Source organism: Enterobacter cloacae complex sp. P29RS (assembly GCF_014893445.1).
Taxonomy (GTDB): Bacteria; Pseudomonadota; Gammaproteobacteria; order Enterobacterales; family Enterobacteriaceae; genus Enterobacter; species Enterobacter intestinihominis.
In genome coordinates, this window is sequence record NZ_JADBPZ010000008.1 from 76,591 (window position 1) to 100,144 (window position 23,554).

Below are 23,554 nucleotides of genomic sequence, written 5' to 3' on the forward strand. Positions count from 1 at the left end.
CCGGTTTTACTTAGTTAATGTTGTGTTTTTGCCACTGTTCCGACGCATCCTGCGTTTTAAACGTTTAATAAAACGCGCGACTTTCCATGCACGCTTGATGCAGTAACCGTACATGAAAAATGCTAGCAAGAATAATACCAACATTACCCATTCAGGAATGAAATGAGCGTATTCCGCTGCAACGCCAATCGCAGCCAGAATAGCAGCCGCTAGCGTAATCAGCACAAACGCCTGACGAGACGTGAAGCCGGCGCGCATAATCAGATGATGAATATGCTGCCGATCGGGAGAAAACGGGCTCATCCCTTTACGTAGACGACGGTACATAATAGCGACCATGTCCATCAGCGGGATGGCGATAATCCAGAGAGCCGTTACCGGGCTGATAGGGTGCGTTTTACCCTGTGTGGTCTCCAGCAGGACCCAGATCACCGTAAAGCCAATCAGGGTACTGCCCGCATCGCCCATAAAGACTTTATAGCGACGCCCTAACACACCCAGGTTCAGGCAGATATAAGGCAGAATGGCGGCAATCATGGCAAAGCACCACATTGACAAGCTGTACTGGCCGTCAAACCATAAAATGATGCCGATTGCGCCAAACGAAACAGAGGACAGCCCACCGAGCAGACCGTCTATGCCATCAACCATGTTAAAGGCGTTGATAGCCGCCCACACGGCAAACAGCGTGAGGAAGAAGCCGAACGGCCCAAGCACCAGCTCCCAGGGACCAAACACGTAGCCCAGGCTTCTGAGATAGAGGCCGCCCACCACCATCATAATGATGCCAATGGCCGCCTGCACCGTCGCGCGGAACTTCACGCTGATATCAAAACGATCATCAAGGGCGCCGACCAGTACCAGCACACCGGCACATGCCAGGTAGAGTGCGGCATGGGGGATATAGTAATCCGCGATCCCGAATGTGAAACAGATGCCTGCGTATACCGAAATGCCGCCCACCAGCGGAATAAGCCCCTGATGACGTTTACGGAAATTCGGTTTGTCCACTAACCCAATTCTTTTTGCTACCTTGCGCGCAATGAACAAAAAACAGGTTGTGAATAAAAAAATACTGATCAGCTCAGTTACTGCAGTGAGTAGATTCACAATGGATTGCTCTCAACAAATGTTAGTCCCGGAAGTATAACCATGAAGCCTCTGCCTCAGAAGGATTAAAGAAGGCTTATCACAACTCCCTTTGTATGTTTTTCAATCAATTATTTCTTTGACTGTGCAAACCTTCTTATTGTCGCACCGACCGGTCAAAATTGGGAGTGTGTGGTAATAGCGTATAGTCCATAAATAAAAAACGCCACGTAAAAACGTGGCGTTTACTGGGATTATTTGCGTTACGAGCGTTTCATCATGTCGAAGAAATCGTCGTTCGTTTTAGTCATCGCCAGTTTGTTAATGAGGAATTCCATTGCGTCGATTTCGCCCATTGGATGGATGATTTTGCGCAGGATCCACATTTTCTGCAGCTCTTCCTGAGTGGTAAGCAGCTCTTCTTTACGGGTACCGGAACGGTTGTAGTCGATCGCCGGGAAGACGCGTTTTTCTGCGATTTTACGAGAAAGGTGCAGTTCCATGTTGCCTGTACCTTTAAACTCTTCGTAGATAACTTCGTCCATTTTGGAGCCGGTATCGATCAGCGCCGTCGCGATAATGGTCAGGCTACCGCCCTCTTCCACGTTACGCGCCGCACCGAAGAAACGCTTCGGACGATGCAGGGCGTTGGCATCCACACCACCGGTCAGTACTTTACCGGAAGCCGGCACCACGGTGTTGTAGGCACGCGCCAGACGGGTAATGGAATCGAGCAGGATGATCACGTCTTTCTTGTGCTCAACCAGGCGTTTCGCCTTCTCGATAACCATTTCCGCAACCTGAACGTGGCGGGAAGCAGGCTCGTCGAAGGTTGACGCAACCACTTCCCCTTTCACCAGACGCTGCATCTCGGTCACTTCTTCCGGACGTTCGTCAATCAGCAGCACCATCAGCACACAGTCTGGATGGTTGTAAGCAATGCTCTGCGCGATGTTTTGCAGCAGCATGGTTTTACCGGCTTTTGGCGGCGCCACAATCAGACCACGCTGGCCACGACCAATTGGCGATGCCAGATCCAGCACACGAGCGGTTAAGTCTTCAGTAGACCCGTTACCACGCTCCATACGCAGACGAGAGTTCGCGTGCAGCGGCGTTAAGTTCTCGAACAGGATCTTATTGCGGGAGTTTTCCGGTTTGTCGTAGTTGACTTCATTAACCTTCAACAGCGCAAAGTAGCGTTCACCCTCTTTTGGAGGACGAATCTTACCTGAAATGGTGTCACCAGTGCGGAGGTTGAAACGGCGGATTTGGCTAGGGGATACGTAGATGTCGTCAGGGCCGGCGAGGTAGGAGCTGTCTGCAGAGCGGAGGAAACCAAATCCGTCTTGCAGTATCTCCAGCACACCGTCGCCAAAGATATCTTCGCCACTCTTAGCGTGTTGCTTCAGGATGGCGAAAATGATGTCCTGCTTGCGCATACGAGCCTGGTTTTCCAGTCCCATATTTTCGCCGAGAGTGATCAGCTCAGAAACCGGCGTATTCTTTAATTCGGTAAGATTCATAATGGTGTGGGTTCTTAAACTCGGGGTGATTCTCGAACTTAATGTTGTGAATGGTATGGCAGGGTCATCCATGCCTGTTTAGCGGCCATCACCTCATGTCTGTTCGCTGTCTGGTCACAGGGAAAGAACGCAGAACTGAAACGACAAGACGGATTGAGTGACAAGCCCGGAATCTAACAACTTCACGCACTGTTTAAGTTAACAACGGGAAGTATCGGGTAAAACAAGATTCAAACAACAAGATATGTTTAAAACGTAGTCATAGCTAACTTAGCACGACTAAAGCCGGGCGTCCAGAGCTCACCATTAATTAGGCGCTCTGGACGCTCAGCGGAGAAACCTTACGCCAGGTTAGCGTCCAGGAACTCTTTCAGTTGACCTTTGGACAGTGCGCCCACTTTGGTCGCCGCCACGTCACCGTTCTTGAACAGCAGCAGGGTCGGGATGCCACGGATACCGTATTTTGGCGCGGTGCCCGGGTTCTGGTCGATATTCAGCTTGGCAACGGTCAGTTTGCCCTGATATTCGTCAGCGATTTCATCCAGAATCGGAGCGATCATTTTGCAAGGACCACACCATTCAGCCCAGAAATCAACGAGGATCAGCCCGTCAGCTTTAAGTACGTCCGTGTCAAAACTGTCGTCAGTCAGGTGAATAATTTTATCGCTCATATATAACTCCACAGGAATAAGCCTGGTACGTTGGTTTTGTCTCCACCAACGACGTGTTGATGTCGCATTAACCAACTAAAGGTTGACTTTATTTCACCGGATACGCTTTCGTAAAGCAATAGTAAGCTGATATTCTACCACACTATGAGCAAAACACATTTAACAGAACAGAAGTTTTCCGACTTCGCCCTGCACCCAAAGGTGATCGAAGCCCTTGAAACTAAAGGGTTTCATAACTGCACGCCCATTCAGGCTCTCGCCCTGCCGCTGACGCTGGCCGGTCGTGATGTTGCAGGGCAGGCGCAAACCGGTACTGGCAAAACGATGGCGTTTTTAACGTCAACGTTTCATTATTTACTTTCTCACCCAGCGATTGCAGACCGCAAAGTTAACCAGCCGCGCGCGCTAATTATGGCCCCGACGCGAGAACTGGCGGTACAGATCCACGCAGACGCTGAGCCCCTGGCGCAAGCCACTGGCCTGAAACTTGGCCTGGCCTATGGCGGCGACGGCTACGATAAACAGCTGAAAGTGCTGGAAAGCGGCGTGGATATCCTGATTGGGACCACAGGCCGTCTTATCGACTACGCTAAACAGAACCATATCAACCTCGGGGCAATCCAGGTCGTGGTGCTGGATGAAGCAGACCGCATGTACGATCTGGGCTTCATTAAAGACATCCGCTGGCTGTTCCGCCGTATGCCTGCGGCAAACCAGCGTCTGAACATGCTGTTCTCCGCAACCCTGTCATACCGCGTACGTGAACTTGCATTCGAGCAGATGAACAATGCGGAATATGTGGAAGTAGAACCGGAGCAGAAAACCGGGCACCGCATTAAAGAAGAGCTCTTCTATCCTTCTAATGAAGAGAAAATGCGCCTGCTGCAAACCCTGATCGAAGAAGAGTGGCCGGATCGCGCGATCATCTTTGCGAACACTAAACACCGCTGTGAAGATATTTGGGGCCACCTGGCGGCAGATGGTCACCGTGTGGGCCTGCTGACCGGCGACGTGGCGCAGAAAAAACGCCTGCGCATTCTCGACGAATTTACTCGTGGCGACCTTGATATTCTGGTCGCGACCGACGTGGCGGCCCGTGGCCTGCACATTCCAGCCGTGACGCACGTCTTTAACTATGACCTGCCAGATGACTGTGAAGACTATGTACACCGTATCGGTCGTACCGGTCGTGCCGGCGCAAGCGGTCACTCCATCAGCCTTGCATGTGAAGAGTATGCGCTGAACCTTCCGGCCATTGAGACCTATATCGGTCACTCTATTCCACAGAGTAAATACAATCCGGACGCGCTGATGAGCGAACTGCCGCCACCTAAGCGCCTTACCCGTCCACGTACCGGTAATGGCCCGCGTCGTTCCGGCGGTGCGCCGCGTAATCGTCGTCGTTCAGGTTAAATATGATGCTCAGTTCCACCTCGCTCTATGCGGCAATTGATCTCGGTTCGAATAGTTTTCATATGCTGGTTGTACGCGAGGTGGCGGGAAGCATACAGACGCTGACGCGCATCAAGCGTAAGGTCCGCCTGGCGGCGGGCCTGAGCAGCGATAATCACCTCTCTCCCGAAGCCATGGAACGTGGCTGGCAGTGTCTGCGCCTCTTTGCAGAGCGTCTGCAGGACATACCGCATGCCCAAATCCGCGTTGTCGCGACCGCGACGCTCCGTCTGGCGGTTAATGCCGTCGATTTTATTGCCAAAGCGCAGGAAATTCTCGGCTGCCCGGTGCAAGTCATCAGCGGTGAAGAAGAAGCGCGTCTGATATATCAGGGCGTGGCGCACACTACCGGGGGCGACGATCGCCGTCTGGTGGTGGATATTGGCGGAGCGAGTACTGAACTGGTGACCGGCACGGGTGCCCAGGCGACCTCGCTGTTCAGTCTGTCGATGGGCTGCGTAACCTGGCTTGAGCGCTACTTTACTGACCGCAATCTCGCGCAAGAAAACTTCGACGAGGCTGAAAATGCCGCGCGTGAAGTGCTGCGTCCGGTCATGGACGAACTGCGCTACCACGGCTGGAAAGTGTGTGTTGGGGCGTCAGGAACTGTACAGGCGTTGCAGGAAATCATGATGGCGCAGGGGATGGATGAGCGGATCACGCTTGCTAAACTCCAGCAGCTTAAACAGCGCGCCATTCAATGTGGTCGTCTGGAAGAGCTGGAAATTGAAGGGCTGACGCTCGAACGTGCGCTGGTCTTCCCCAGCGGGCTAGCCATTCTCATCGCCATTTTTACCGAGCTAAACATCCAGTGCATGACCCTGGCAGGCGGCGCACTGCGCGAAGGTCTGGTCTATGGGATGCTGCATCTTTCAGTGGATCAGGACATTCGAAGCCGTACGCTACGTAACGTCCAGCGCCGCTTTATTGTGGATACCGATCAGGCGCAGCGAGTGGGCCAACTGGCATCGCTCTTTGCGGATCAGGTTAAACCACGTTGGGATATCGAACCGTTAAGCCGCGATTTGCTGCTAAGTGCGTGTGCATTACATGAAATTGGGCTTAGCGTTGAGTACAAACAAGCGCCGCTACACGCAGCCTGGCTGGTGCGTAATCTCGATTTGCCGGGCTACACTCCCGCGCAGAAAAAATTGCTCGCGACCCTGCTGCTGAATCAAACCAACGCCGTTGACCTCTCTTCCCTCCATCAGCAAAACGCTGTACCGCCGCGCGTGGCCGAACATCTCTGCCGCTTACTTCGTCTGGCGATTCTGTTTGCCAGCCGGCGACGCGACGATCTCCTCCCGGCCATTACGCTGGTGGCAGACGATGAAAAACTGACGCTGACGCTGCCGGAAAATTGGCTAGAAAATCATCCGCTTGGAGCAGAGTTGATCGAGCAGGAGTGCCAGTGGCAGAGCTATGTGCACTGGGCGCTTGATGTGAAGTGACCCTTTGAAGCGTGCCGGGGGGCGGCTTCGCCTTACCCGGCCTACAAAATTGTTATCCTTTCTCTTTGGCTTTCGCCAGCATGGCGCGTATGTTCGCCACGTTGGCTTGACCCTTGTGCATCCGCTCTTCAGCGGTAATAGCTTTACGCTCCTGCTCCCAGATAAGATCGTCCTGAGGCAACTCCAGCAGGAAACGGCTCGGCTCCGGGCGCACCAGCTCACCATACTGACGGCGCTCTTTGCACAGCGTAAACGTCAGCTCTTTCTGCGCACGGGTGATCCCCACGTAGGCCAGACGGCGCTCTTCGTCGACGTTATCTTCATCAATGCTGCTCTGGTGCGGCAGCAGGCCCTCTTCCATCCCCACCAGATAGACATAGGGGAACTCCAGCCCTTTCGAGGCATGCAACGTCATCAGCTGGACCTGATCGGCTTCTTCTTCACTCTCGCCGCGCTCCATCATATCGCGCAGCGTGAACCGGGTGACCACCTGCGTCAGGGTCATCGGCTCGTCAATCTCAGATCCTTCAAGCATTTCGGTCATCCAGCTGAAGAGCTGGTTAACGTTTTTCATGCGCATTTCTGCCGCTTTCGGGCTGGCGGAGGTTTCATACAACCAGGATTCGTAATCAATGCCGTGGATCAGATCGCGTACTGCCGCCACGGGCTCGCGCTCTGCCAGACGCTGCACCTCACCCAGCCAGTGGGTAAAGCGGGTTAAGGCGTCATAGCCGCGCCCGGTCAGGGTCTGGCTCAGCCCCATATCGAAGCTGGCGGTGAACAGACTTTTATTGCGGGTCATCGCCCATTCACCCAGCTTTTGCAGCGTCGCAGAGCCAATCTCGCGCTTCGGCGTATTTACAATGCGCAGGAAAGCGCTGTCGTCATCCGGGTTGGTCAGCACGCGCAGATAGGCCAGCAGATCCTTGATTTCCGGACGCGAAAAGAACGACGTACCGCCGGAGATTTTGTAGGGGATGCGGTTCTGCATCAGCATCTTTTCAAAGACGCGCGACTGGTGGTTTCCGCGATAGAGGATCGCGTAATCCTTGTATTCAGTTTTGTTGACGAAGTGATGGGCAATCAGCTCGCCGGTTACGCGCTCCGCTTCGTGCTCTTCGTTATTGGCGCTAAGGACTTTCAGCTCGGTCCCGTAACCCAGTTCAGAGAACAGGCGCTTCTCAAAGACGTGCGGGTTGTTGGCAATCAGGATGTTCGCCGCCTTCAGGATACGCCCGGAAGAACGGTAGTTCTGCTCCAGTTTAATCACCTGCAACGCCGGGAAGTCTTTGCTCAGCAGCACCAGGTTTTGCGGACGTGCGCCACGCCATGAGTAAATCGACTGATCGTCATCGCCTACAACGGTAAAACGCGCGCGCTGTCCTACCAGCAGCTTCACCAGCTCGTACTGGCTGGTGTTGGTATCCTGGTATTCATCCACCAGCAGGTAACGAATTTTGTTCTGCCAGCGCTCGCGCACCTCTTCATTCCGCTGAAGCAGCAGCGTCGGCAGCAGGATCAGATCGTCGAAATCCAGTACGTTGCAGGCTTTCATATGCGCGTCGTACAGGCCATAGCAGTGGGCAAAGATGCGGTCACGCTCGCCTTTGGCACTTGCCGCAGCCTGGGCCGGCGTCATCAGATCGTTTTTCCAGTTCGAGATCGTCGAGATCAGCTGTTGCAACAGCACTTTGTCATCTTCGATCAGCCCTTCCGTCAGCTCTTTGAGCAGCGCCACCTGGTCGGTGTCATCAAAGAGCGAAAAGTTGGACTTCATTCCCAGCGCCGCGTATTCGCGCTTGATGATATCCAGACCCAGCGTGTGGAAGGTGGAGATCATCAGCCCGCGCGCCTCTTTACGGCCCAGCGTCTGGCCGACGCGCTCTTTCATCTCACGCGCCGCTTTGTTGGTAAAGGTGACCGCCGCGATATGGCGCGCCTGGTATCCACAACCCCGAATTAAGTGGGCGATTTTGTTGGTGATCACGCGTGTTTTACCGGATCCCGCTCCCGCCAGCACCAGGCAGGGTCCGGTGACGAATTCGACAGCTTGTTGTTGTCCGGGGTTTAAACGCATAAATGATCACTCAATGAAAGTCGGGAGAGGAGGAAAAACGCGTGGTAGTATACCGATCGTAAACTCGTTGACTCAAGGCACGATCATGGCAAAAACAGCAGCAGCACTGCATATCCTTGTTAAAGAAGAAAAACTGGCACAGGATCTGCTCGAACAGATTAAAAACGGCGCCGACTTCGGCAAACTGGCGAAGAAACACTCGATTTGCCCGTCAGGCAAACGCGGTGGTGACTTAGGCGAGTTCCGCCAGGGCCAGATGGTTCCGGCGTTTGATAAAGTGGTCTTCTCCTGCCCGGTGCTGGAGCCAACCGGCCCACTGCATACGCAGTTCGGCTATCACATTATCAAAGTGTTATACCGCAACTAATCAAAAGCCCGGTGCATTAACTCACCGGGCTTTTTTATTTGAGTGTTCCAGCGTTCAGATACCGTCGCCGTATTCGAAGGTGTGGTGAATACCGTTAAAGTGCTGATCCATATCCATCGACGGTTTATCGCTGTCTGGCTTACCGACGATGCGCGCCGGGACGCCAGCGGCGGTGGTGTGCGGCGGTACAGGCTGGAGCACAACCGATCCCGCGCCAATCTTTGCGCCGCGTCCGACTTCAATATTGCCAAGGATTTTAGCACCCGCGCCAATCATCACCCCTTCACGAATTTTCGGATGGCGATCGCCGCTGGTTTTACCTGTACCGCCCAGCGTAACGGATTGCAGAATCGACACGTCATCTTCGATCACCGCCGTTTCACCGACAACAATGCCGGTGGCGTGATCGAGCATGATCCCGCGGCCAATTTTCGCCGCCGGGTGAATATCGACCTGGAAGGTCACGGAAACCTGGTTTTGCAGGAAGATGGCCAGCGCGCGGCGTCCCTCATTCCATAACCAGTGGCCGATGCGGTACGCCTGTAAGGCGTGGAAGCCTTTGAGATACAGCAGCGGCGTGGAGTATTTATCCACCGCCGGGTCACGCGTGCGCACGGCCTGAATATCGCAGGCGGCAGAAGCAATCATTTCCGGATCGGCAGCGTAGGCCTCTTCCACCACCTCGCGAATAGCGATAGCAGGCATGATAGGGGAAGCCAGTTTATTGGCGAGCATGTAGCTCAGGGCGCTGCCGAGATTTTCGTGCTTGAGTAGCGTCGCGTGATAAAAACTGGCCAGCATGGGCTCACAGTCGGCCAACGCTCGGGCTTCGGCTTTAATATTATTCCAGACGATATCCAGTTCTTCACACGGCATTGCTTGCTCCAGACGATAGTTAATGACCAGCCAGTTCTGCGCTGGCTGGGTCATTCAGGTGACGATACTTCCCGGCTAATTGCTGCTGCGCTCGTCCTTGCGCGCACGACCTAATAAGGTCAATGCTGCCTCGCGCGCATTTTTTCCGCAATACAATACCTGATAAATTTCCTCGGTTATTGGCATTTCGACACCGAAACGATGCGCCAATTCGCGAACTTCTTTGGTATTGCGATAGCCTTCAACCACCTGACCAATCTTCTCCTGCGCGCTTTTGACATCGCTACCCTGTCCGAGCATCATGCCAAAGCGGCGGTTACGCGACTGGTTGTCGGTGCAGGTCAACACCAGATCGCCCAGCCCAGCCATTCCCATAAAGGTGGCCGGATCGGCGCCCAGCGCTTCGCCCAGGCGTGACATTTCGGTCAGGCCACGGGTGATCAGCGCAGTACGCGCATTCGCGCCGAAGCCGATGCCGTCAGACATCCCGGCCCCGATGGCAATGACGTTCTTCACCGCACCGCCCAGCTGTACGCCGATAAAATCAGGGTTGCTGTACACGCGGAAGCTTTTGCCGCAGTGCAGCAGTTGCTGAAGATCGTCGGAAAATGCCTGGTCGGTGGACGCCAGCGAGATCGCCGTCGGCAAGCCCGCAGCCAGCTCTTTGGCGAATGTCGGCCCGGAGATCACCGCCAGCGGGATCGCTGTTCCCAGCGCTTCGCGGGCAACGTCCTGCAACAGACGTCCGGTTTCCGCTTCCAGCCCTTTCGTCGCCCACACAATACGCGCATCCGCACGCATCAGCGGCTTAATCTGACGCAGGACTTCGCCAAACACATGGCTTGGCACCACAATCAAAATATTGCGGCTGGCCGCCAGCGCGGTCGCGAGGTCGCTTTCCAGATACAGTGAGTCAGGGAACGGAACGTCCGGGAGAAACGCCACGTTGCAGCGGTCGTGTTGCAACGTCGCGATATGTTTTGGATCGTGGCCCCACAGGACCACGTCGTGACCATTTCTTGCCAGTGTGATGGCAAGAGCGGTGCCGTAAGAGCCGGCACCGATCACAGTCATTGACGCATTAACAGTGCTCATCAGGCATCCTGATGTTGTTCGGCACCTTCGCCTGCCTGCTGCTGTAGATAGTTCATAAACAGCGCATCAAAGTTGACTGGCGCAAGGTTCAGTTGCGGGAATGTACCGCGAGAAACCAGGCTGGTGATGCATTCACGCGCATACGGGAACAGGATGTTCGGGCAGTATGCACCCAGGCAATGCGCCATCTGGTTACCTTCGATGCCGCCGATAGAGAAGATACCGCCCTGCTGGACTTCGCACAGGAATGCAGTTTCTTCGCCCAGGGAGGCGGTCACGGTGACACGCAGTACGACTTCATACACGTCATCCGCCAGCTGGGTGGATGCGGTATCCAGATCAAGTTTAACCTCTGGCTGCCAGTCTTTCTGGAAAACGTGCGGCGCATTTGGCGCTTCGAAAGAGACATCCTTGGTGTAGATGCGCTGGATCTGGAAAGTCATCTCGGTGTTGTTTTGTTCTGACATGGAAAAACCCTTTTTAATTGTCCTAAAGTCTCTAGCTCAGCAGCGGATCGAGTCCACCGCGGGCGTCGAGCGCATACAAGTCATCACAGCCGCCAATGTGCTGCGCATCAATAAAAATCTGTGGAACCGTTGTGCGACCACTGCGTTGGATCATCTCTTCGCGTTTAATCGCGTCACCATCAATCGGCAGTTCCTTAAACGTTACGCCTTTGCTGGACAGCAGCGCTTTCGCTCGGTGGCAGAACGGGCACGTTGCTTTGGTGTAGATCTCAATATTGGCCATCACTTAACTCCTTATTTACCGCGTACTAAAGGAAGATTTTCCCCGCTCCAGCCGGAGATGCCTTCTTTCAGCACCGTTACGTTTTCAAAGCCTGCTTTATGCAGTGCGTTGGCAGATTCCTGCGCCTGCATGCCAGTGCCGTCAACAACAATAATCGGCTGGGCTTTATGCTTCTCCAGCTCACCAATGTTGTTCGCTTTAATTTCCGCTGGCAGCAGGTTGATAGCACCTGCAATATGGCCCTTGCGGAAATCGTCGCGCTGACGCAGATCGACAACCACGGCGTCCTCTTTGTTGATCAGACGTGTCGCTTCACCGCGGGTGATCACCTTAATTTTAGACGTCAGTCCCTTAAATGTGGTGAACAGTACAGCGACCAGCAGGCCAATCCACGCGATGCTCAGAACCGGGTGGCGGCTAACGAATTGCATAATTTCTTGCATGGGGGGTAACAACTCCCGACTAAGTGATTAAAAAAACCAGGACAGGAGTATACCTGTGCGCTGTGGCAAATACAGCCAGCGACATAAAGCTAATCTATTTTCTGCGGCATGCCACGTAAAAAAAGCCTCAAAATGGCCTGAGAACAGCCTTGCCCCCGCGCTTTCTTTGATCTTCTGCGGCTATTTTATCGATTCAGCTGTAGTAAAATTACGCAAATTTTTTGTCTCTTGAGCATGAGGTTGTCGCAATGTCGGTTTCTAAAAAACCTATGGTACTGGTGATTCTGGATGGCTATGGCTACCGTGAAGATCAACAGGATAACGCCATTTTCAACGCCAAAACCCCGGTTATGGATGCGCTATGGGCAAAACGTCCCCACACCCTGATTGATGCGTCTGGTCTGGAAGTCGGCCTGCCGGATCGTCAGATGGGCAACTCTGAAGTGGGTCACGTTAACCTGGGCGCAGGCCGTATCGTTTATCAGGACCTGACGCGCCTGGACGTTGAAATCAAAGAACGTACATTCTTTGCCAACCCAACGCTCACCGGAGCAGTTGATAAAGCCGTTGCCGCAGGCAAGGCCGTTCATATTATGGGCCTGCTCTCTGCGGGCGGCGTTCACAGCCACGAAGATCACATCATGGCGATGGTAGAGCTGGCCGCTGAGCGCGGTGCGGAAAAAATCTATCTGCACGCCTTCCTGGATGGTCGCGATACGCCGCCACGCAGCGCAAAAGGTTCTCTGAAAGCCTTTGAAGATAAATTTGCCGCACTGGGCAAAGGCCGCGTGGCATCCATCGTTGGCCGTTACTATGCCATGGACCGCGACAACCGCTGGGACCGCGTTGAGCAAGCCTATGATCTGCTGACCCTGGCAAAAGGCGAGTTCCAGTTCCCGACCGCCGTTGAAGGCCTGGAAGCGGCTTACGCGCGTGATGAAAACGACGAATTTGTGAAGGCAACCGTGATCCGCGCTGAAGGCCAGGCCGATGCCGCTATGGAAGATGGCGATGCGCTGATCTTCATGAACTTCCGTGCTGACCGCGCGCGCGAAATCACCCGCGCCTTCGTCAACAGCGATTTCGACGGTTTCGCCCGTAAGAAAGTGGCGAAGATCGATTTCATCCAGTTGACCGAGTATGCAGCGGATATCAAAGCCCCATGCGCGTATCCACCCGCTTCCCTGGAAAATACCTTCGGCGAGTGGATGGCGAAAAACGATAAAACGCAGCTGCGCATCTCCGAAACTGAGAAGTATGCGCACGTGACCTTCTTCTTTAACGGCGGCGTAGAAGAGCCGTTTAAAGGCGAAGACCGCATCCTGATTAACTCGCCGAAAGTCGCCACTTACGATCTCCAGCCAGAAATGAGCTCTGCGGAGCTGACCGAAAAACTGGTGGCCGCGATCGAAAGCGGTAAATACGACACCATCATCTGTAACTATCCGAATGGCGACATGGTGGGCCACACCGGCGTGATGGAAGCTGCCGTTAAAGCGGTTGAAGCGCTGGACCACTGCGTTGAGCAGGTCGCGAAAGCGGTTGAATCCGTGGGCGGCCAGCTGCTGATCACCGCTGACCACGGTAACGCAGAACAGATGCGTGACCCGGCAACCGGTCAGGCGCATACTGCCCATACCAACCTGCCTGTTCCACTGATTTATGTAGGTGATAAGTCAGTGAAAGCAGTGGAAGGCGGCAAGCTTTCCGACATGGCGCCAACCATGTTGTCGCTGATGGGTATGGAAATCCCTGAAGAGATGACTGGCAAGCCGCTGTTCATCGTGGAATAATCGCTCCCCATGAGGGGAAAGGCGATTTTTTCAATCACATGGGTCGTGAAGCCGTTTCGGTTATCAGTCAGACCTCTGCTTTGCGCCAGCGCACTCAGCGCTGGCGTATTGCTGTGCGCCGCATCTGCCCACGCGGATGACCGCGACCAGCTCAAATCCATTCAGGCCGATATCGCCGCCAAAGAGCGTGTGGTACGCCAGCAGCAGCAGCAGCGCTCTGCCCTGCTTGCCCAGCTTAAAAAGCAGGAAGAGGCTATTTCCGCCGCCGCGCGTAAGCTGCGTGAAACACAAAACACCCTTGCCCAGCTTAATAAGCAAATCGATGAAATGAACGCGTCGATTGCGAAACTGGAGCGTCAGCGCGATGCCCAGGAGCGCAACCTTGCTGCACAGCTTGACGCCGCTTTCCGCCAGGGTGAGCACACAGGCCTTCAGTTGATCCTCAGCGGTGAAGAGAGCCAGCGCGGTCAGCGTTTACAGGCCTATTTCGGCTATCTCAACCAGGCTCGTCAGGAGACCATTGCGCAGTTGAAACAGACGCGCGAAGAAGTCACCACGCAAAAAGCCGAGCTGGAAGAGAAGCAGAGCCAGCAGCAAACGCTGCTCTACGATCAGCAGGCGCAGCAGGAGAAGCTTGAGCAGGCGCGCAATGAGCGTAAGAAGACGCTCGCCGGGCTGGAGTCCTCTATCCAGGCAGGACAAAGCCAGCTGAGCGAAATGCGCGCCAACGAATCCAGACTGCGTAACAGCATTGCCCGGGCAGAAGCCGCGGCCAAAGCGCGCGCCGAAAAAGAAGCGCGCGAAGCGCAGGCGGTGCGTAATAAGCAGCAGGAAGCCTCCCGGAAAGGCACCACCTACAAACCGACTGAAAATGAACGTTCCCTGATGTCGCGTACCGGCGGCCTCGGCTCCCCGCGTGGTCAGGCTTACTGGCCCGTTCGCGGTACGATCCTGCATCGCTATGGCGAACAGTTGCAGGGTGAGCTACGTTGGAAGGGGATCGTTATCGGTGCGTCTGAAGGTAGCGAAGTGAAAGCCATCGCCGATGGCCGCGTGATCCTGGCCGACTGGCTACAGGGTTACGGGCTCGTGGTGGTGGTCGAGCACGGTAAAGGCGACATGAGTCTTTACGGCTACAATCAGAGCGCGCTGGTCAGCGTTGGCACTCAGGTGCGCGCGGGTCAACCCATTGCCCTTGTGGGCAGCAGTGGCGGTCAGGGCCGCCCGTCACTCTATTTCGAAATTCGTCGTCAGGGTCAGGCGGTCAATCCACAGCCGTGGTTGGGAAGATAAGTTTTGCTTCAATTTCGTCGAATTGTTTTTTCCGTCGTCAGCGCACTGGCGCTGGCTGCACCGGTTTATGCAGGCAAACTCGCGATTGTGATTGATGACTTCGGTTATCGACCACACTATGAAAATCAGGTGCTGGCGATGCCGTCAGCCATCTCTGTCGCCGTCCTGCCTAATGCGCCTCACGCGCATGAAATGGCGACCAAAGCGCACAATGGCGGCCATCAGGTCCTCATCCATCTGCCGATGGCCCCTCTCAGCAAGCAGCCGCTGGAAAAAGATACCCTGCGTCCGGACATGAGCAGCGACGAGATCGATCGCATCATCCGCGATGCGTACAATAAAGTGCCGTATGCCGTGGGTTTGAATAACCATATGGGCAGCGCGATGACCTCCAGCCTGTACGGTATGCTGAAAGTGATGCAGGCGCTGGAGCGTTACAATCTCTACTTCCTCGACAGCATGACCATCGGCAATAGCCAGGCGATGCGTGCCGCTCAGGGGACGGGTGTAAAAGTCATCAAGCGCAAAGTCTTCCTGGACGACTCCCAGAACGAAGCGGATATCCGCGTGCAGTTCAACCGCGCGGTACAGCTGGCGCGCCGTAACGGTTCGGCGATTGCCATTGGGCATCCGCATCCGTCTACCGTTCGCGTTTTGCAGCAAATGTTGCCGGGCTTACCCGCCGATATCACGCTGGTGCGTCCGAGCGATCTGCTCAATGAACCTCAGGTGGATACTTCCCGTCCGGGTAGCGCGCAACCACCCGCAACGCAGCCGCGTAATCCATTCCGCGGCGTGAAGAACTGCACGCTGAAACAGCCGCCTGAACCGGTCTATGCAACCCGCTTCTTCACGGTGATTGGCGAAAGCATCAGCAGCAGTACGCTGGTTAAATACGTCCAGCAACAGTGGCAGGGTTGGGGAAAAAAAGCCTGATCGGCTAACGCCTATTCTGCCAGATAAGAGTCCGACTGCTCTTTTGCAACGGACTCTTTCTTTTCCCGATCCTGATACCAGGCCTTGAAATACTTCAAAAAACTGTACGCCGTGGCATAAAACCCTGTCACCACACCCACTTTGCCCTTACGCCACGCACCGCTAAACAGATACCATTTGAAAAATGCGCCGATAGCGCTGATCGCGCCGCGACCAAGAGAGGGACGTATCGTCTGATATTGAACCAGGCGAGTGGTATATCCGTTTAATTTATTGAAAAGTTCATGCAGTGAATAAAACGTATCATGTCTGACATAGCCAGGAATACGTTCAGAACGGAGAAAACCTTCAACCTGATCGTCTACTGGCCGGTTATTAAATCGCGACTGCGTACGGTTAAAAAGACGCACCGGATAATCCGGAGATGAGACTGGATAAATCGTTCGGACATTTTCTCCCAGAACAAACCAGTGACGACATATCCGCCACGCCATATCCGGTTCGGGTTCATCGCCCATTTTTAATTTTAAAATAGCACCAACGGTTTCTTGATCGAGTATTTCGTCACTGTCCATGCACAGCACCCAGTCGTTGTGCGCATGGGATATGGCATGGTTCATCTGCTCGCCGTGCCAGCTATATTTTTTGAATATGGGCGACAATCCATAACTCTGGCAAATATATATCGTTGCGTCTGTACTGCCGGAATCAACTACAACGAATTCATCTGCTATTTTTAAAAGAGGAGGAATAACATCGTGCAACGTTCTTTCGGAGTTAAACGTTAATAAGCAAACCGTTATTTTAAACATATTCTCACTCTCTCAAAAACAACATAAAATTTTTGCGCTAATACTATCGAATTGAGAAGAGGCGATTAAAGTCTTAAATCGCACTTTTAAAATAAGCGCGTTTAAAACCTTTCCTTATAAAAAGACAAAGAAATACAAAAAATCTATTTTATTTCAGTAAATTCTTTATAATGCGGTCAGATGAAGGGTAGCATACGGATTCAGACATGCCGCAAAAACGTAAAATCCTCCTCCTGGACACAGGCAAAGAATGGGGGGGAGGTACCAACAGTATGCTTGAGCTTCTGAAGCGAATCAACCGCGACAAATTCGACATTACCTGTTGTTTTTACAGTGATTATAGTCGTGCTGAAGGTCAAACGATAGGCCAGGTGCTCAACAGCATTGGGATCCCATTACTCGTTATCCCTCAACGTAAGCAACCGGCATGGGCAAAACTCCTGAAAGAAGCGGGACGTGGTCTGCTGTTTTTCTCGCGTTCGGCGCGCAAAGCATTTACGCGGCATATTGATACCCTGTGGCGTATCCGGCCCAACGTCAGCAAGATCGAGACCATTTTCAGGGAAGGTGGATTCGATACGCTGTATATGAACAACCAGCCAGGCTCTAATGAAGAAGGGTATCTGGCGGGCGCAAACCTGCGTGCACGGATAATCCAGCACTGCCGGATTGAACCAGTGCTGACCCCGCCGCTGGTGAAGCTGGTGAATGCCCATGCCACAAAAATCATTGCCGTCTCGCACGGCGTTGAACGCGTGCTACTTCAGCATGGCGTCCGGCCAGAGCTGTGTACCACGGTCAACAATGCCATCGACATCCATCAGCCTTTGCCGGACCGATGCGCGATGCGCCAGCGCCTGAATATTGAAGACGATACGTTTGTATTCGGCAGCATTGGCTCGTTAATCCCTCGTAAGGCCAACCACCACACGCTGGAGGCGCTGGCACAGTTCAGCCAGAGACACCCGCAGGCAAAATGGAAAATGGTGCTGGTCGGTGAAGGGGCTGAACGCGGCGCGCTGGCTGCACAAGCTGATGCATCAGGTATTGCTGAGCACGTCATTTTTACCGGTTTCCAGAACACGCCTTTTGACTATCTCGCCACTTTTGACGCGTTCATTCTGGCCTCGCAGAGCGAAGGCTTGCCCCGCGTCGTGCTGGAAGCAATGCTGCTCAACATCCCCGTGATTGGTTCAAAAGTGACCGGCACGGCAGAATTGATCGACCATGAGTCGACCGGGCTGCTGTTCCCCTGGAGCGACGTGTCGCAACTTGCTCAACATCTGGATAATATCTGGCAGGATCCTGCTCTGCGCGCCCGGCTCGCCGCAGCCGCGCACCAGAATGTCTGCAACATGTATGCCATTGAAAGCTATGTTAACGGTGTCGAGGCCGTTCTTGGCGCGCAATAACCAAACGAGAAGAACATGTTTAAATTCCTGAATGCTCGCTACCGCCACATTACCGGGCGTCATAACATTCCTTACGCTTCCCTTCCGGTCACGCGCGATCTCGTTGCGGTTGATTCCATTGTGATCCCGTGTACGGGCGCGGATTTCGTCGAAGAGGCGTTATTGTCAGCGACCTTTGCAGAGCGTTATGCCTCTGACGTCAGCGAGATTGTTATCGTCAGCGATCAGCCTGAATCCGCTTTCGGCGAACTGCCGCCAAAAACCCGCGTTGTTACCCTCACGCTTCCAAAACGTGAAGAAGGTTACCGCTATAAGCAGATCTACCTCAGTCGTCTGGTGAAGCTTAACGCTCCGTTGCAGGCGCGCGGTGAAGGTGTGCTGATGATCGACTCCGATCTCAACCTGCTTAAAATGCCAGAGATCAACATGGCGGATATGCACATCTACTCCAGCTTCCGTCAGGGCAAAATGATTGCCAAGCTGGACGGCGCGCCAGCGGAGAAAGTGCCGGCGTATTACAAAGAAACGGTGCGCCCGTATCTGGTCGATCATGTTAACGGCGCGTTTCTTGCCGCCACCAAAAAGACCTGGCGCCGTATCTGCCCGCTGTGGCTGACGCTGTTCCAGGATACCTGGGAGCTGATGGACGATACGCAGCCGCCGACCGATCAGCTGCCGCTCGCTGCGCTGCTGGACATGCTGGATGTCAAAACGGTTAACCTGGGCGACTGGATGAACTGGCCGGTCTCCAAGAAGATCGGCGGACAGGAAGCCGTTGTGCCGAAAGAGGTGATTGGCGCGCACGGCGGTTTCCCGCTTTCCGAATGGCAGAAGTATCTGGAATCACCGGATAATAAGCTGCTGTTCAAAGGTCAGGATTACACCCGCAAGGTGCGTTACCTGACGGACGAAGAGAAAAAGAATCAGTAAAAAAGGGGCCTCAGGCCCCTTTTTGATTACTTATCCCAGCTCAGGATCACTTTCCCTGACTGGCCGGAACGCATTGCGTCGAAGCCCTGCTGGAACTCATCGATGGAGAAACGGTGAGTGATAATCGGGGACAGATCCAGACCGGACTGGATCAGCGCAGCCATCTTGTACCAGGTTTCGAACATCTCGCGGCCATAAATGCCCTTAATGAACAGCCCCTTGAAGATGACTTTGTTCCAGTCGATGGACATATCTGACGGCGGAATACCCAGCATCGCGATACGGCCTCCGTGGTTCATGGTGTCGAGCATGGTGCGGAACGCCGGTGGCGCACCGGACATCTCCAGACCCACGTCAAAACCTTCGGTCATGCCCAGCTCTTCCATCACGTCTGTCAGGCTCTCTTTCGAGACATCCACCGCGCGGGTGACGCCCATTTTGCGCGCCAGCGACAGGCGGTATTCGTTCACGTCGGTGATCACCACGTTGCGCGCACCCACATGCTTCGCCACGGCTGCCGCCATAATGCCGATTGGGCCCGCGCCGGAGACCAGCACGTCTTCACCCACCAGGTCAAAGGAGAGCGCCGTGTGTACCGCGTTGCCGAACGGGTCGAAGATGGAGGCCAGGTCGTCAGAGATATTGTCCGGGATTTTGAACGCGTTAAACGCCGGGATCACCAGGTATTCCGCGAAGCAGCCCGGACGGTTCACGCCCACGCCGACGGTGTTGCGGCACAGGTGCGTACGCCCACCGCGACAGTTGCGGCAGTGACCGCAGGTAATGTGGCCTTCACCGGAGACGCGGTCGCCAATGTTGAAGCCTTTCACTTCCTGGCCAATGCCGACCACTTCGCCGACATATTCGTGGCCGACAACCATTGGCACGGGAATGGTTTTTTGCGACCACTGGTCCCAGTTGTAGATGTGAACGTCAGTACCGCAGATGGCGGTTTTACGAATTTTGATCAGCAGATCGTTATGACCGACTTCCGGCTCCGGCACGTCGGTCATCCAAATCCCTTCTTCCGCTTTCAGTTTGGATAACGCTTTCATCACACGTCCTCAGGCAATTACGCCCAGCTGTTTGCCGATGCGGGTAAAGGCTTCCACCGCACGTTCAATTTGTTCAGGCGAGTGCGCCGCAGACATCTGGGTGCGGATACGCGCCTGACCTTTTGGTACCACCGGGAAGAAGAACCCGGTCACGTAAATCCCTTCTTTCTGAAGCTCACGAGCAAATTTCTGCGCGACAACCGCGTCGCCCAGCATCACCGGAATGATCGCATGGTCAGCGCCGGCCAGGGTGAATCCTGCGGCGCTCATTTTTTCACGGAACAGGCGGGCGTTAGCCCACAGGCGGTCGCGCAGCTCAGCCCCGGATTCCACCATCTCCAGCACTTTAATAGAGGCGGCCACAATCGCCGGCGCCAGGGAGTTGGAGAACAGGTACGGGCGGGAGCGCTGACGCAGCCACTCAACCACCTCTTTGCGCGCAGCAGTGTAGCCGCCAGACGCGCCACCAAGCGCTTTGCCCAGCGTACCGGTGATGATATCTACGCGGCCCATTACGTCGCAGTATTCGTGGGAGCCGCGGCCATTTTCGCCGACAAAGCCAACCGCGTGAGAGTCATCCACCATCACCAGCGCGTCGTATTTATCCGCCAGATCGCACACGCCTTTCAGGTTGGCGATCACGCCGTCCATGGAGAACACGCCGTCGGTGGCGATCAGCACGTGGCGGGCACCGGCTTCACGGGCCTCTTTCAGGCGGGCTTCCAGCTCAACCATGTCGTTGTTGGCGTAGCGGAAACGCTTCGCTTTGCACAGGCGTACACCGTCGATGATGGAGGCGTGGTTCAGGGCGTCGGAGATAATCGCGTCTTCTGCACCGAGCAGGGTCTCAAACAGACCGCCGTTGGCGTCGAAGCAGGAGGAGTACAGAATCGCGTCTTCCATTCCGAGGAAGTTCGCCAGCTTTTGCTCAAGCTGCTTGTGGCTGTCCTGGGTACCGCAGATAAAGCGAACGGAGGCCATGCCGAAGCCGTGGGTATCCATGCCGTTTTTCGCCGCGGCAATCAGCTCAGGGTGATTCGCAAGACCTAAATAGTTGTTCGCGCAAAAGTTGATCACATGGCTGCCGTCGGCAACGGTGATGTCCGCCTGCTGGGCAGACGTGATAATACGCTCTTCTTTGAACAACCCTTCCGCACGTGCGGTGTCGAGGTCGCTGTTTAACTGTTTGTAAAAATCACCACGCATTGCAATTCTCCAGACTCGGCAAATTTTGGCACATATTACCCAAACCAATAGTTCATGACGAGATGACGCCGTATCTCTTCTCGTTTTTGCAGCATAAATCACGTGTACCCCTGCTGCATATCGGTGAATGGCTGAAGACCGGGCATTGTGATGATATGATAAAGAGATTAGCGTTCGGGATGTTCCCCGGACTCCACACTTCAAAGGTTACAGTTATGATCATCGTTACCGGCGGCGCGGGCTTTATCGGCAGCAATATTGTTAAGGCCCTCAATGACAAAGGCATCACCGACATCCTGGTGGTGGACAACCTGAAAGACGGCACCAAGTTCGTAAACCTGGTGGATCTGAACATCGCTGACTACATGGATAAAGAAGACTTTCTTATCCAGATTATGGCGGGTGAAGAGTTCGGCGAGATCGAAGCCATCTTCCACGAAGGGGCCTGTTCCTCCACCACCGAGTGGGACGGCAAGTACATGATGGACAACAACTATCAGTACTCCAAAGAGATCCTGCACTACTGCCTGGAGCGTGAAATTCCATTCCTGTACGCCTCTTCCGCGGCAACCTACGGTGGGCGCACTTCAGACTTCATCGAATCCCGCGAGTATGAGCAGCCGCTGAACGTTTACGGTTACTCCAAATTCCTGTTTGATGAGTACGTGCGTCAGATCCTCCCAGAAGCAAACTCTCAGATTGTCGGCTTCCGCTACTTCAACGTCTACGGACCGCGCGAAGGCCACAAAGGCAGCATGGCGAGCGTGGCGTTCCACCTGAACACCCAGTTAAATAACGGCGAAAGTCCGAAACTGTTCGAAGGCAGCGACGGCTTTAAGCGTGACTTCGTCTACGTAGGCGACGTGGCGGCAGTGAACCTGTGGTTCCTGGAAAACGGCGTGTCCGGCATTTTCAACCTGGGCACAGGCCGCGCGGAATCCTTCCAGGCGGTGGCAGACGCGACGCTGGCTTACCATAAGAAAGGCAGCATCGAGTACATTCCGTTCCCGGATAAGCTGAAAGGCCGCTACCAGGCATTCACCCAGGCGGACCTGACTAACCTGCGCGCCGCAGGCTACGACAAGCCGTTCAAGACCGTTGCCGAAGGCGTAACGGAATATATGGCCTGGCTGAACCGTGACCGCGATATAAATTCACAAAATCATTCGAGCGGTATCAAGGCGGCAACGAAGTGAATCTCCGGGAGCTTACAAAAGTAAGTGACTGAAGTGAACGCAGGCAGCCAACGCAGAGACAGCTTGAAGGATGAAGTGAATGAAAATACTGGTGATCGGCCCGTCCTGGGTGGGCGACATGATGATGTCGCAAAGTCTCTATCGCACGCTCAAGGCGCGTTATCCCCAGGCGATAATCGACGTGATGGCACCCGCATGGTGCCGTCCGCTGTTATCGCGTATGCCGGAAGTGAACGAGGCAATCCCGATGCCGCTCGGCCACGGGGCGCTGGAAATCGGTGAACGCCGCAAACTCGGCCATAGCCTGCGCGAGAAACGCTATGATCGCGCATATGTCCTGCCAAACTCCTTCAAATCCGCTCTTGTGCCCTTCTTTGCGGGCATCCCGCACCGTACCGGGTGGCGCGGTGAAATGCGCTACGGCCTGCTTAACGACGCCCGGGTGCTGGATAAAGAGGCCTGGCCGCTGATGGTAGAACGCTACGTGGCGCTGGCCTACGACAAAGGCGTGATGCGCAGCGCGAAAGATCTGCCGCAGCCGCTACTGTGGCCGCAGCTCCAGGTAAGCGACGGGGAGAAATCCCACACCTGCAACGCGTTTGGCATTTCGTCCGAACGCCCGATGATTGGCTTCTGCCCCGGCGCGGAGTTTGGTCCGGCAAAACGCTGGCCGCACTATCACTACGCAGAGCTGGCGAAACAGCTGATCGACGAAGGCTATCAAATTGTGCTGTTTGGCTCGGCGAAAGATCACGAGGCGGGCAATGAAATTCTCGCCACGCTCAGCACCGAGCAACAGGCCTGGTGCCGAAACCTGGCCGGGGAAACGCAGCTCGAGCAGGCGGTTATTTTGATTGCCGCCTGTAAAGCCGTTGTCAGCAACGACTCTGGCCTGATGCACGTCGCCGCCGCGCTGGATCGTCCGCTGGTGGCGCTGTATGGCCCGAGCAGCCCGGACTTCACGCCGCCGCTGTCGCACAAAGCGCGCGTAATTCGCCTGATCACCGGCTACCACAAGGTACGTAAAGGTGATGCCGCAGAAGGCTACCATCAGAGCCTGATCGACATTACGCCGCAGCGCGTTCTCGAAGAGCTCAACGAACTTCTGTTGAGCGAAGAAGGATAAC

General features: G+C 54.6%; 22 protein-coding genes. 10 read left to right on the forward strand and 12 right to left on the reverse strand.

The window, feature by feature from the left end; all coding sequences use genetic code 11:
* Nucleotides 1-6: 6 nt before the first annotated feature.
* The 3 genes from wecA to trxA form a co-directional block, all read right to left on the reverse strand.
* Nucleotides 7-1,110 carry a UDP-N-acetylglucosamine--undecaprenyl-phosphate N-acetylglucosaminephosphotransferase gene (gene wecA, locus IM282_RS07975; protein WP_001050933.1) on the reverse strand — a complete coding sequence of 368 codons (1,104 nt, stop codon included), beginning with the start codon at nt 1,108-1,110 and terminating at the stop codon, nt 7-9.
* A 242-nt stretch (nt 1,111-1,352) separates the two neighbouring features.
* Nucleotides 1,353-2,612 (reverse strand): transcription termination factor Rho, encoded by a 1,260-nt coding sequence (gene rho, locus IM282_RS07980; protein ID WP_001054528.1) that lies wholly within the window; start codon nt 2,610-2,612, stop codon nt 1,353-1,355.
* A gap of 341 nt (nt 2,613-2,953) precedes the next feature.
* Nucleotides 2,954-3,283 (reverse strand): thioredoxin TrxA, encoded by a 330-nt coding sequence (gene trxA / locus IM282_RS07985; protein ID WP_006812392.1) that lies wholly within the window; start codon nt 3,281-3,283, stop codon nt 2,954-2,956.
* Between the two features lie 144 nt (nt 3,284-3,427).
* Here trxA and rhlB point away from each other — a divergent pair, with 144 nt between their 5' ends.
* The gene (gene rhlB, locus IM282_RS07990) at nt 3,428-4,696 is read left to right on the forward strand and encodes an ATP-dependent RNA helicase RhlB (protein ID WP_022646644.1); all 1,269 of its coding nucleotides are present in this window, start codon (nt 3,428-3,430) and stop codon (nt 4,694-4,696) included.
* Nucleotides 4,697-4,701: 5 nt separating this feature from the next.
* The gene (gene gppA / locus IM282_RS07995; protein WP_032622109.1) at nt 4,702-6,186 is read left to right on the forward strand and encodes a guanosine-5'-triphosphate,3'-diphosphate diphosphatase; all 1,485 of its coding nucleotides are present in this window, start codon (nt 4,702-4,704) and stop codon (nt 6,184-6,186) included.
* Nucleotides 6,187-6,238: 52 nt separating this feature from the next.
* Here the strand turns inward: gppA and rep are convergent, their stop codons facing one another.
* Nucleotides 6,239-8,263 carry a DNA helicase Rep gene (gene rep / locus IM282_RS08000; protein WP_022646642.1) on the reverse strand — a complete coding sequence of 675 codons (2,025 nt, stop codon included), beginning with the start codon at nt 8,261-8,263 and terminating at the stop codon, nt 6,239-6,241.
* A gap of 85 nt (nt 8,264-8,348) precedes the next feature.
* On the opposite strand from rep, the gene ppiC reads away from it, so the two are divergent.
* On the forward strand, nt 8,349-8,630 hold the full coding sequence (ppiC, locus tag IM282_RS08005) for a peptidylprolyl isomerase PpiC (protein ID WP_006812396.1): 282 nt from the start codon (nt 8,349-8,351) through the stop codon (nt 8,628-8,630).
* Nucleotides 8,631-8,684: 54 nt separating this feature from the next.
* Here the strand turns inward: ppiC and cysE are convergent, their stop codons facing one another.
* The 5 genes from cysE to IM282_RS08030 form a co-directional block, all read right to left on the reverse strand.
* Complete coding sequence (cysE, locus tag IM282_RS08010) at nt 8,685-9,506, reverse strand: serine O-acetyltransferase (RefSeq protein WP_022646641.1); 822 nt, start codon at nt 9,504-9,506, stop codon at nt 8,685-8,687.
* A gap of 75 nt (nt 9,507-9,581) precedes the next feature.
* Entirely contained in the window at nt 9,582-10,601 is a 1,020-nt protein-coding gene (gene gpsA, locus IM282_RS08015) for an NAD(P)H-dependent glycerol-3-phosphate dehydrogenase (RefSeq protein WP_006812398.1), read from the reverse strand.
* Complete coding sequence (gene secB, locus IM282_RS08020; protein ID WP_003860835.1) at nt 10,601-11,068, reverse strand: protein-export chaperone SecB; 468 nt, start codon at nt 11,066-11,068, stop codon at nt 10,601-10,603. The genes gpsA and secB overlap by 1 nt, the downstream gene beginning before the upstream one ends.
* A gap of 31 nt (nt 11,069-11,099) precedes the next feature.
* The gene (grxC, locus tag IM282_RS08025) at nt 11,100-11,351 is read right to left on the reverse strand and encodes a glutaredoxin 3 (RefSeq protein WP_003860837.1); all 252 of its coding nucleotides are present in this window, start codon (nt 11,349-11,351) and stop codon (nt 11,100-11,102) included.
* Nucleotides 11,352-11,362: 11 nt separating this feature from the next.
* The gene (locus IM282_RS08030) at nt 11,363-11,794 is read right to left on the reverse strand and encodes a rhodanese-like domain-containing protein (RefSeq protein ID WP_003860840.1); all 432 of its coding nucleotides are present in this window, start codon (nt 11,792-11,794) and stop codon (nt 11,363-11,365) included.
* A gap of 248 nt (nt 11,795-12,042) precedes the next feature.
* Here IM282_RS08030 and gpmM point away from each other — a divergent pair, with 248 nt between their 5' ends.
* Genes gpmM through IM282_RS08045 form a run of 3 tightly spaced genes read left to right on the forward strand, consistent with a single transcriptional unit; the run spans nt 12,043 to nt 15,816 of the window.
* Nucleotides 12,043-13,587 carry a 2,3-bisphosphoglycerate-independent phosphoglycerate mutase gene (gene gpmM / locus IM282_RS08035; protein WP_192970300.1) on the forward strand — a complete coding sequence of 515 codons (1,545 nt, stop codon included), beginning with the start codon at nt 12,043-12,045 and terminating at the stop codon, nt 13,585-13,587.
* 33 nt (nt 13,588-13,620) lie between these two features.
* Entirely contained in the window at nt 13,621-14,880 is a 1,260-nt protein-coding gene (envC, locus tag IM282_RS08040; protein ID WP_230259580.1) for a murein hydrolase activator EnvC, read from the forward strand.
* Between the two features lie 3 nt (nt 14,881-14,883).
* Nucleotides 14,884-15,816 carry a divergent polysaccharide deacetylase family protein gene (locus IM282_RS08045; RefSeq protein WP_032622054.1) on the forward strand — a complete coding sequence of 311 codons (933 nt, stop codon included), beginning with the start codon at nt 14,884-14,886 and terminating at the stop codon, nt 15,814-15,816.
* 11 nt (nt 15,817-15,827) lie between these two features.
* On the opposite strand, the gene IM282_RS08050 is transcribed toward IM282_RS08045, so the two are convergent.
* The gene (locus tag IM282_RS08050) at nt 15,828-16,628 is read right to left on the reverse strand and encodes a glycosyltransferase family 2 protein (RefSeq protein WP_063146890.1); all 801 of its coding nucleotides are present in this window, start codon (nt 16,626-16,628) and stop codon (nt 15,828-15,830) included.
* Nucleotides 16,629-16,834: 206 nt separating this feature from the next.
* Between IM282_RS08050 and IM282_RS08055 the strand changes: the two genes are divergently transcribed.
* Together IM282_RS08055 and IM282_RS08060 are read left to right on the forward strand one after the other, a co-directional pair.
* On the forward strand, nt 16,835-18,040 hold the full coding sequence (locus tag IM282_RS08055) for a glycosyltransferase (RefSeq protein ID WP_022646636.1): 1,206 nt from the start codon (nt 16,835-16,837) through the stop codon (nt 18,038-18,040).
* Between the two features lie 15 nt (nt 18,041-18,055).
* Nucleotides 18,056-18,970: a hypothetical protein gene (locus tag IM282_RS08060; RefSeq protein WP_023305215.1), complete on the forward strand. Its 915-nt coding sequence runs from the start codon at nt 18,056-18,058 to the stop codon at nt 18,968-18,970.
* A 26-nt stretch (nt 18,971-18,996) separates the two neighbouring features.
* Here the strand turns inward: IM282_RS08060 and tdh are convergent, their stop codons facing one another.
* Entirely contained in the window at nt 18,997-20,025 is a 1,029-nt protein-coding gene (gene tdh / locus IM282_RS08065; RefSeq protein WP_017383610.1) for an L-threonine 3-dehydrogenase, read from the reverse strand.
* Nucleotides 20,026-20,034: 9 nt separating this feature from the next.
* Nucleotides 20,035-21,231 carry a glycine C-acetyltransferase gene (gene kbl, locus IM282_RS08070; RefSeq protein ID WP_015570030.1) on the reverse strand — a complete coding sequence of 399 codons (1,197 nt, stop codon included), beginning with the start codon at nt 21,229-21,231 and terminating at the stop codon, nt 20,035-20,037.
* Between the two features lie 215 nt (nt 21,232-21,446).
* On the opposite strand from kbl, the gene rfaD reads away from it, so the two are divergent.
* Both rfaD and rfaF read left to right on the forward strand, forming a co-directional pair.
* Entirely contained in the window at nt 21,447-22,427 is a 981-nt protein-coding gene (gene rfaD, locus IM282_RS08075; RefSeq protein ID WP_022646634.1) for an ADP-glyceromanno-heptose 6-epimerase, read from the forward strand.
* A 79-nt stretch (nt 22,428-22,506) separates the two neighbouring features.
* On the forward strand, nt 22,507-23,553 hold the full coding sequence (gene rfaF, locus IM282_RS08080) for an ADP-heptose--LPS heptosyltransferase RfaF (protein WP_023305214.1): 1,047 nt from the start codon (nt 22,507-22,509) through the stop codon (nt 23,551-23,553).
* The last annotated feature ends 1 nt before the right edge of the window (nt 23,554 follow it).

Coding starts and splice junctions, on each gene's coding strand:
- rho (WP_001054528.1), bottom strand. CDS start 2,612: ATGAATCTTACCGAATTAAAGAATACGCCGGTTTCTGAGCTGATCACT.
- trxA (WP_006812392.1), bottom strand. CDS start 3,283: ATGAGCGATAAAATTATTCACCTGACTGACGACAGTTTTGACACGGAC.
- rhlB (WP_022646644.1), top strand. CDS start 3,428: ATGAGCAAAACACATTTAACAGAACAGAAGTTTTCCGACTTCGCCCTG.
- gppA (WP_032622109.1), top strand. CDS start 4,702: ATGCTCAGTTCCACCTCGCTCTATGCGGCAATTGATCTCGGTTCGAAT.
- rep (WP_022646642.1), bottom strand. CDS start 8,263: ATGCGTTTAAACCCCGGACAACAACAAGCTGTCGAATTCGTCACCGGA.
- ppiC (WP_006812396.1), top strand. CDS start 8,349: ATGGCAAAAACAGCAGCAGCACTGCATATCCTTGTTAAAGAAGAAAAA.
- cysE (WP_022646641.1), bottom strand. CDS start 9,506: ATGCCGTGTGAAGAACTGGATATCGTCTGGAATAATATTAAAGCCGAA.
- gpsA (WP_006812398.1), bottom strand. CDS start 10,601: ATGAGCACTGTTAATGCGTCAATGACTGTGATCGGTGCCGGCTCTTAC.
- secB (WP_003860835.1), bottom strand. CDS start 11,068: ATGTCAGAACAAAACAACACCGAGATGACTTTCCAGATCCAGCGCATC.
- grxC (WP_003860837.1), bottom strand. CDS start 11,351: ATGGCCAATATTGAGATCTACACCAAAGCAACGTGCCCGTTCTGCCAC.
- IM282_RS08030 (WP_003860840.1), bottom strand. CDS start 11,794: ATGCAAGAAATTATGCAATTCGTTAGCCGCCACCCGGTTCTGAGCATC.
- gpmM (WP_192970300.1), top strand. CDS start 12,043: ATGTCGGTTTCTAAAAAACCTATGGTACTGGTGATTCTGGATGGCTAT.
- IM282_RS08050 (WP_063146890.1), bottom strand. CDS start 16,628: ATGTTTAAAATAACGGTTTGCTTATTAACGTTTAACTCCGAAAGAACG.
- IM282_RS08055 (WP_022646636.1), top strand. CDS start 16,835: ATGCCGCAAAAACGTAAAATCCTCCTCCTGGACACAGGCAAAGAATGG.
- IM282_RS08060 (WP_023305215.1), top strand. CDS start 18,056: ATGTTTAAATTCCTGAATGCTCGCTACCGCCACATTACCGGGCGTCAT.
- tdh (WP_017383610.1), bottom strand. CDS start 20,025: ATGAAAGCGTTATCCAAACTGAAAGCGGAAGAAGGGATTTGGATGACC.
- kbl (WP_015570030.1), bottom strand. CDS start 21,231: ATGCGTGGTGATTTTTACAAACAGTTAAACAGCGACCTCGACACCGCA.
- rfaD (WP_022646634.1), top strand. CDS start 21,447: ATGATCATCGTTACCGGCGGCGCGGGCTTTATCGGCAGCAATATTGTT.
- rfaF (WP_023305214.1), top strand. CDS start 22,507: ATGAAAATACTGGTGATCGGCCCGTCCTGGGTGGGCGACATGATGATG.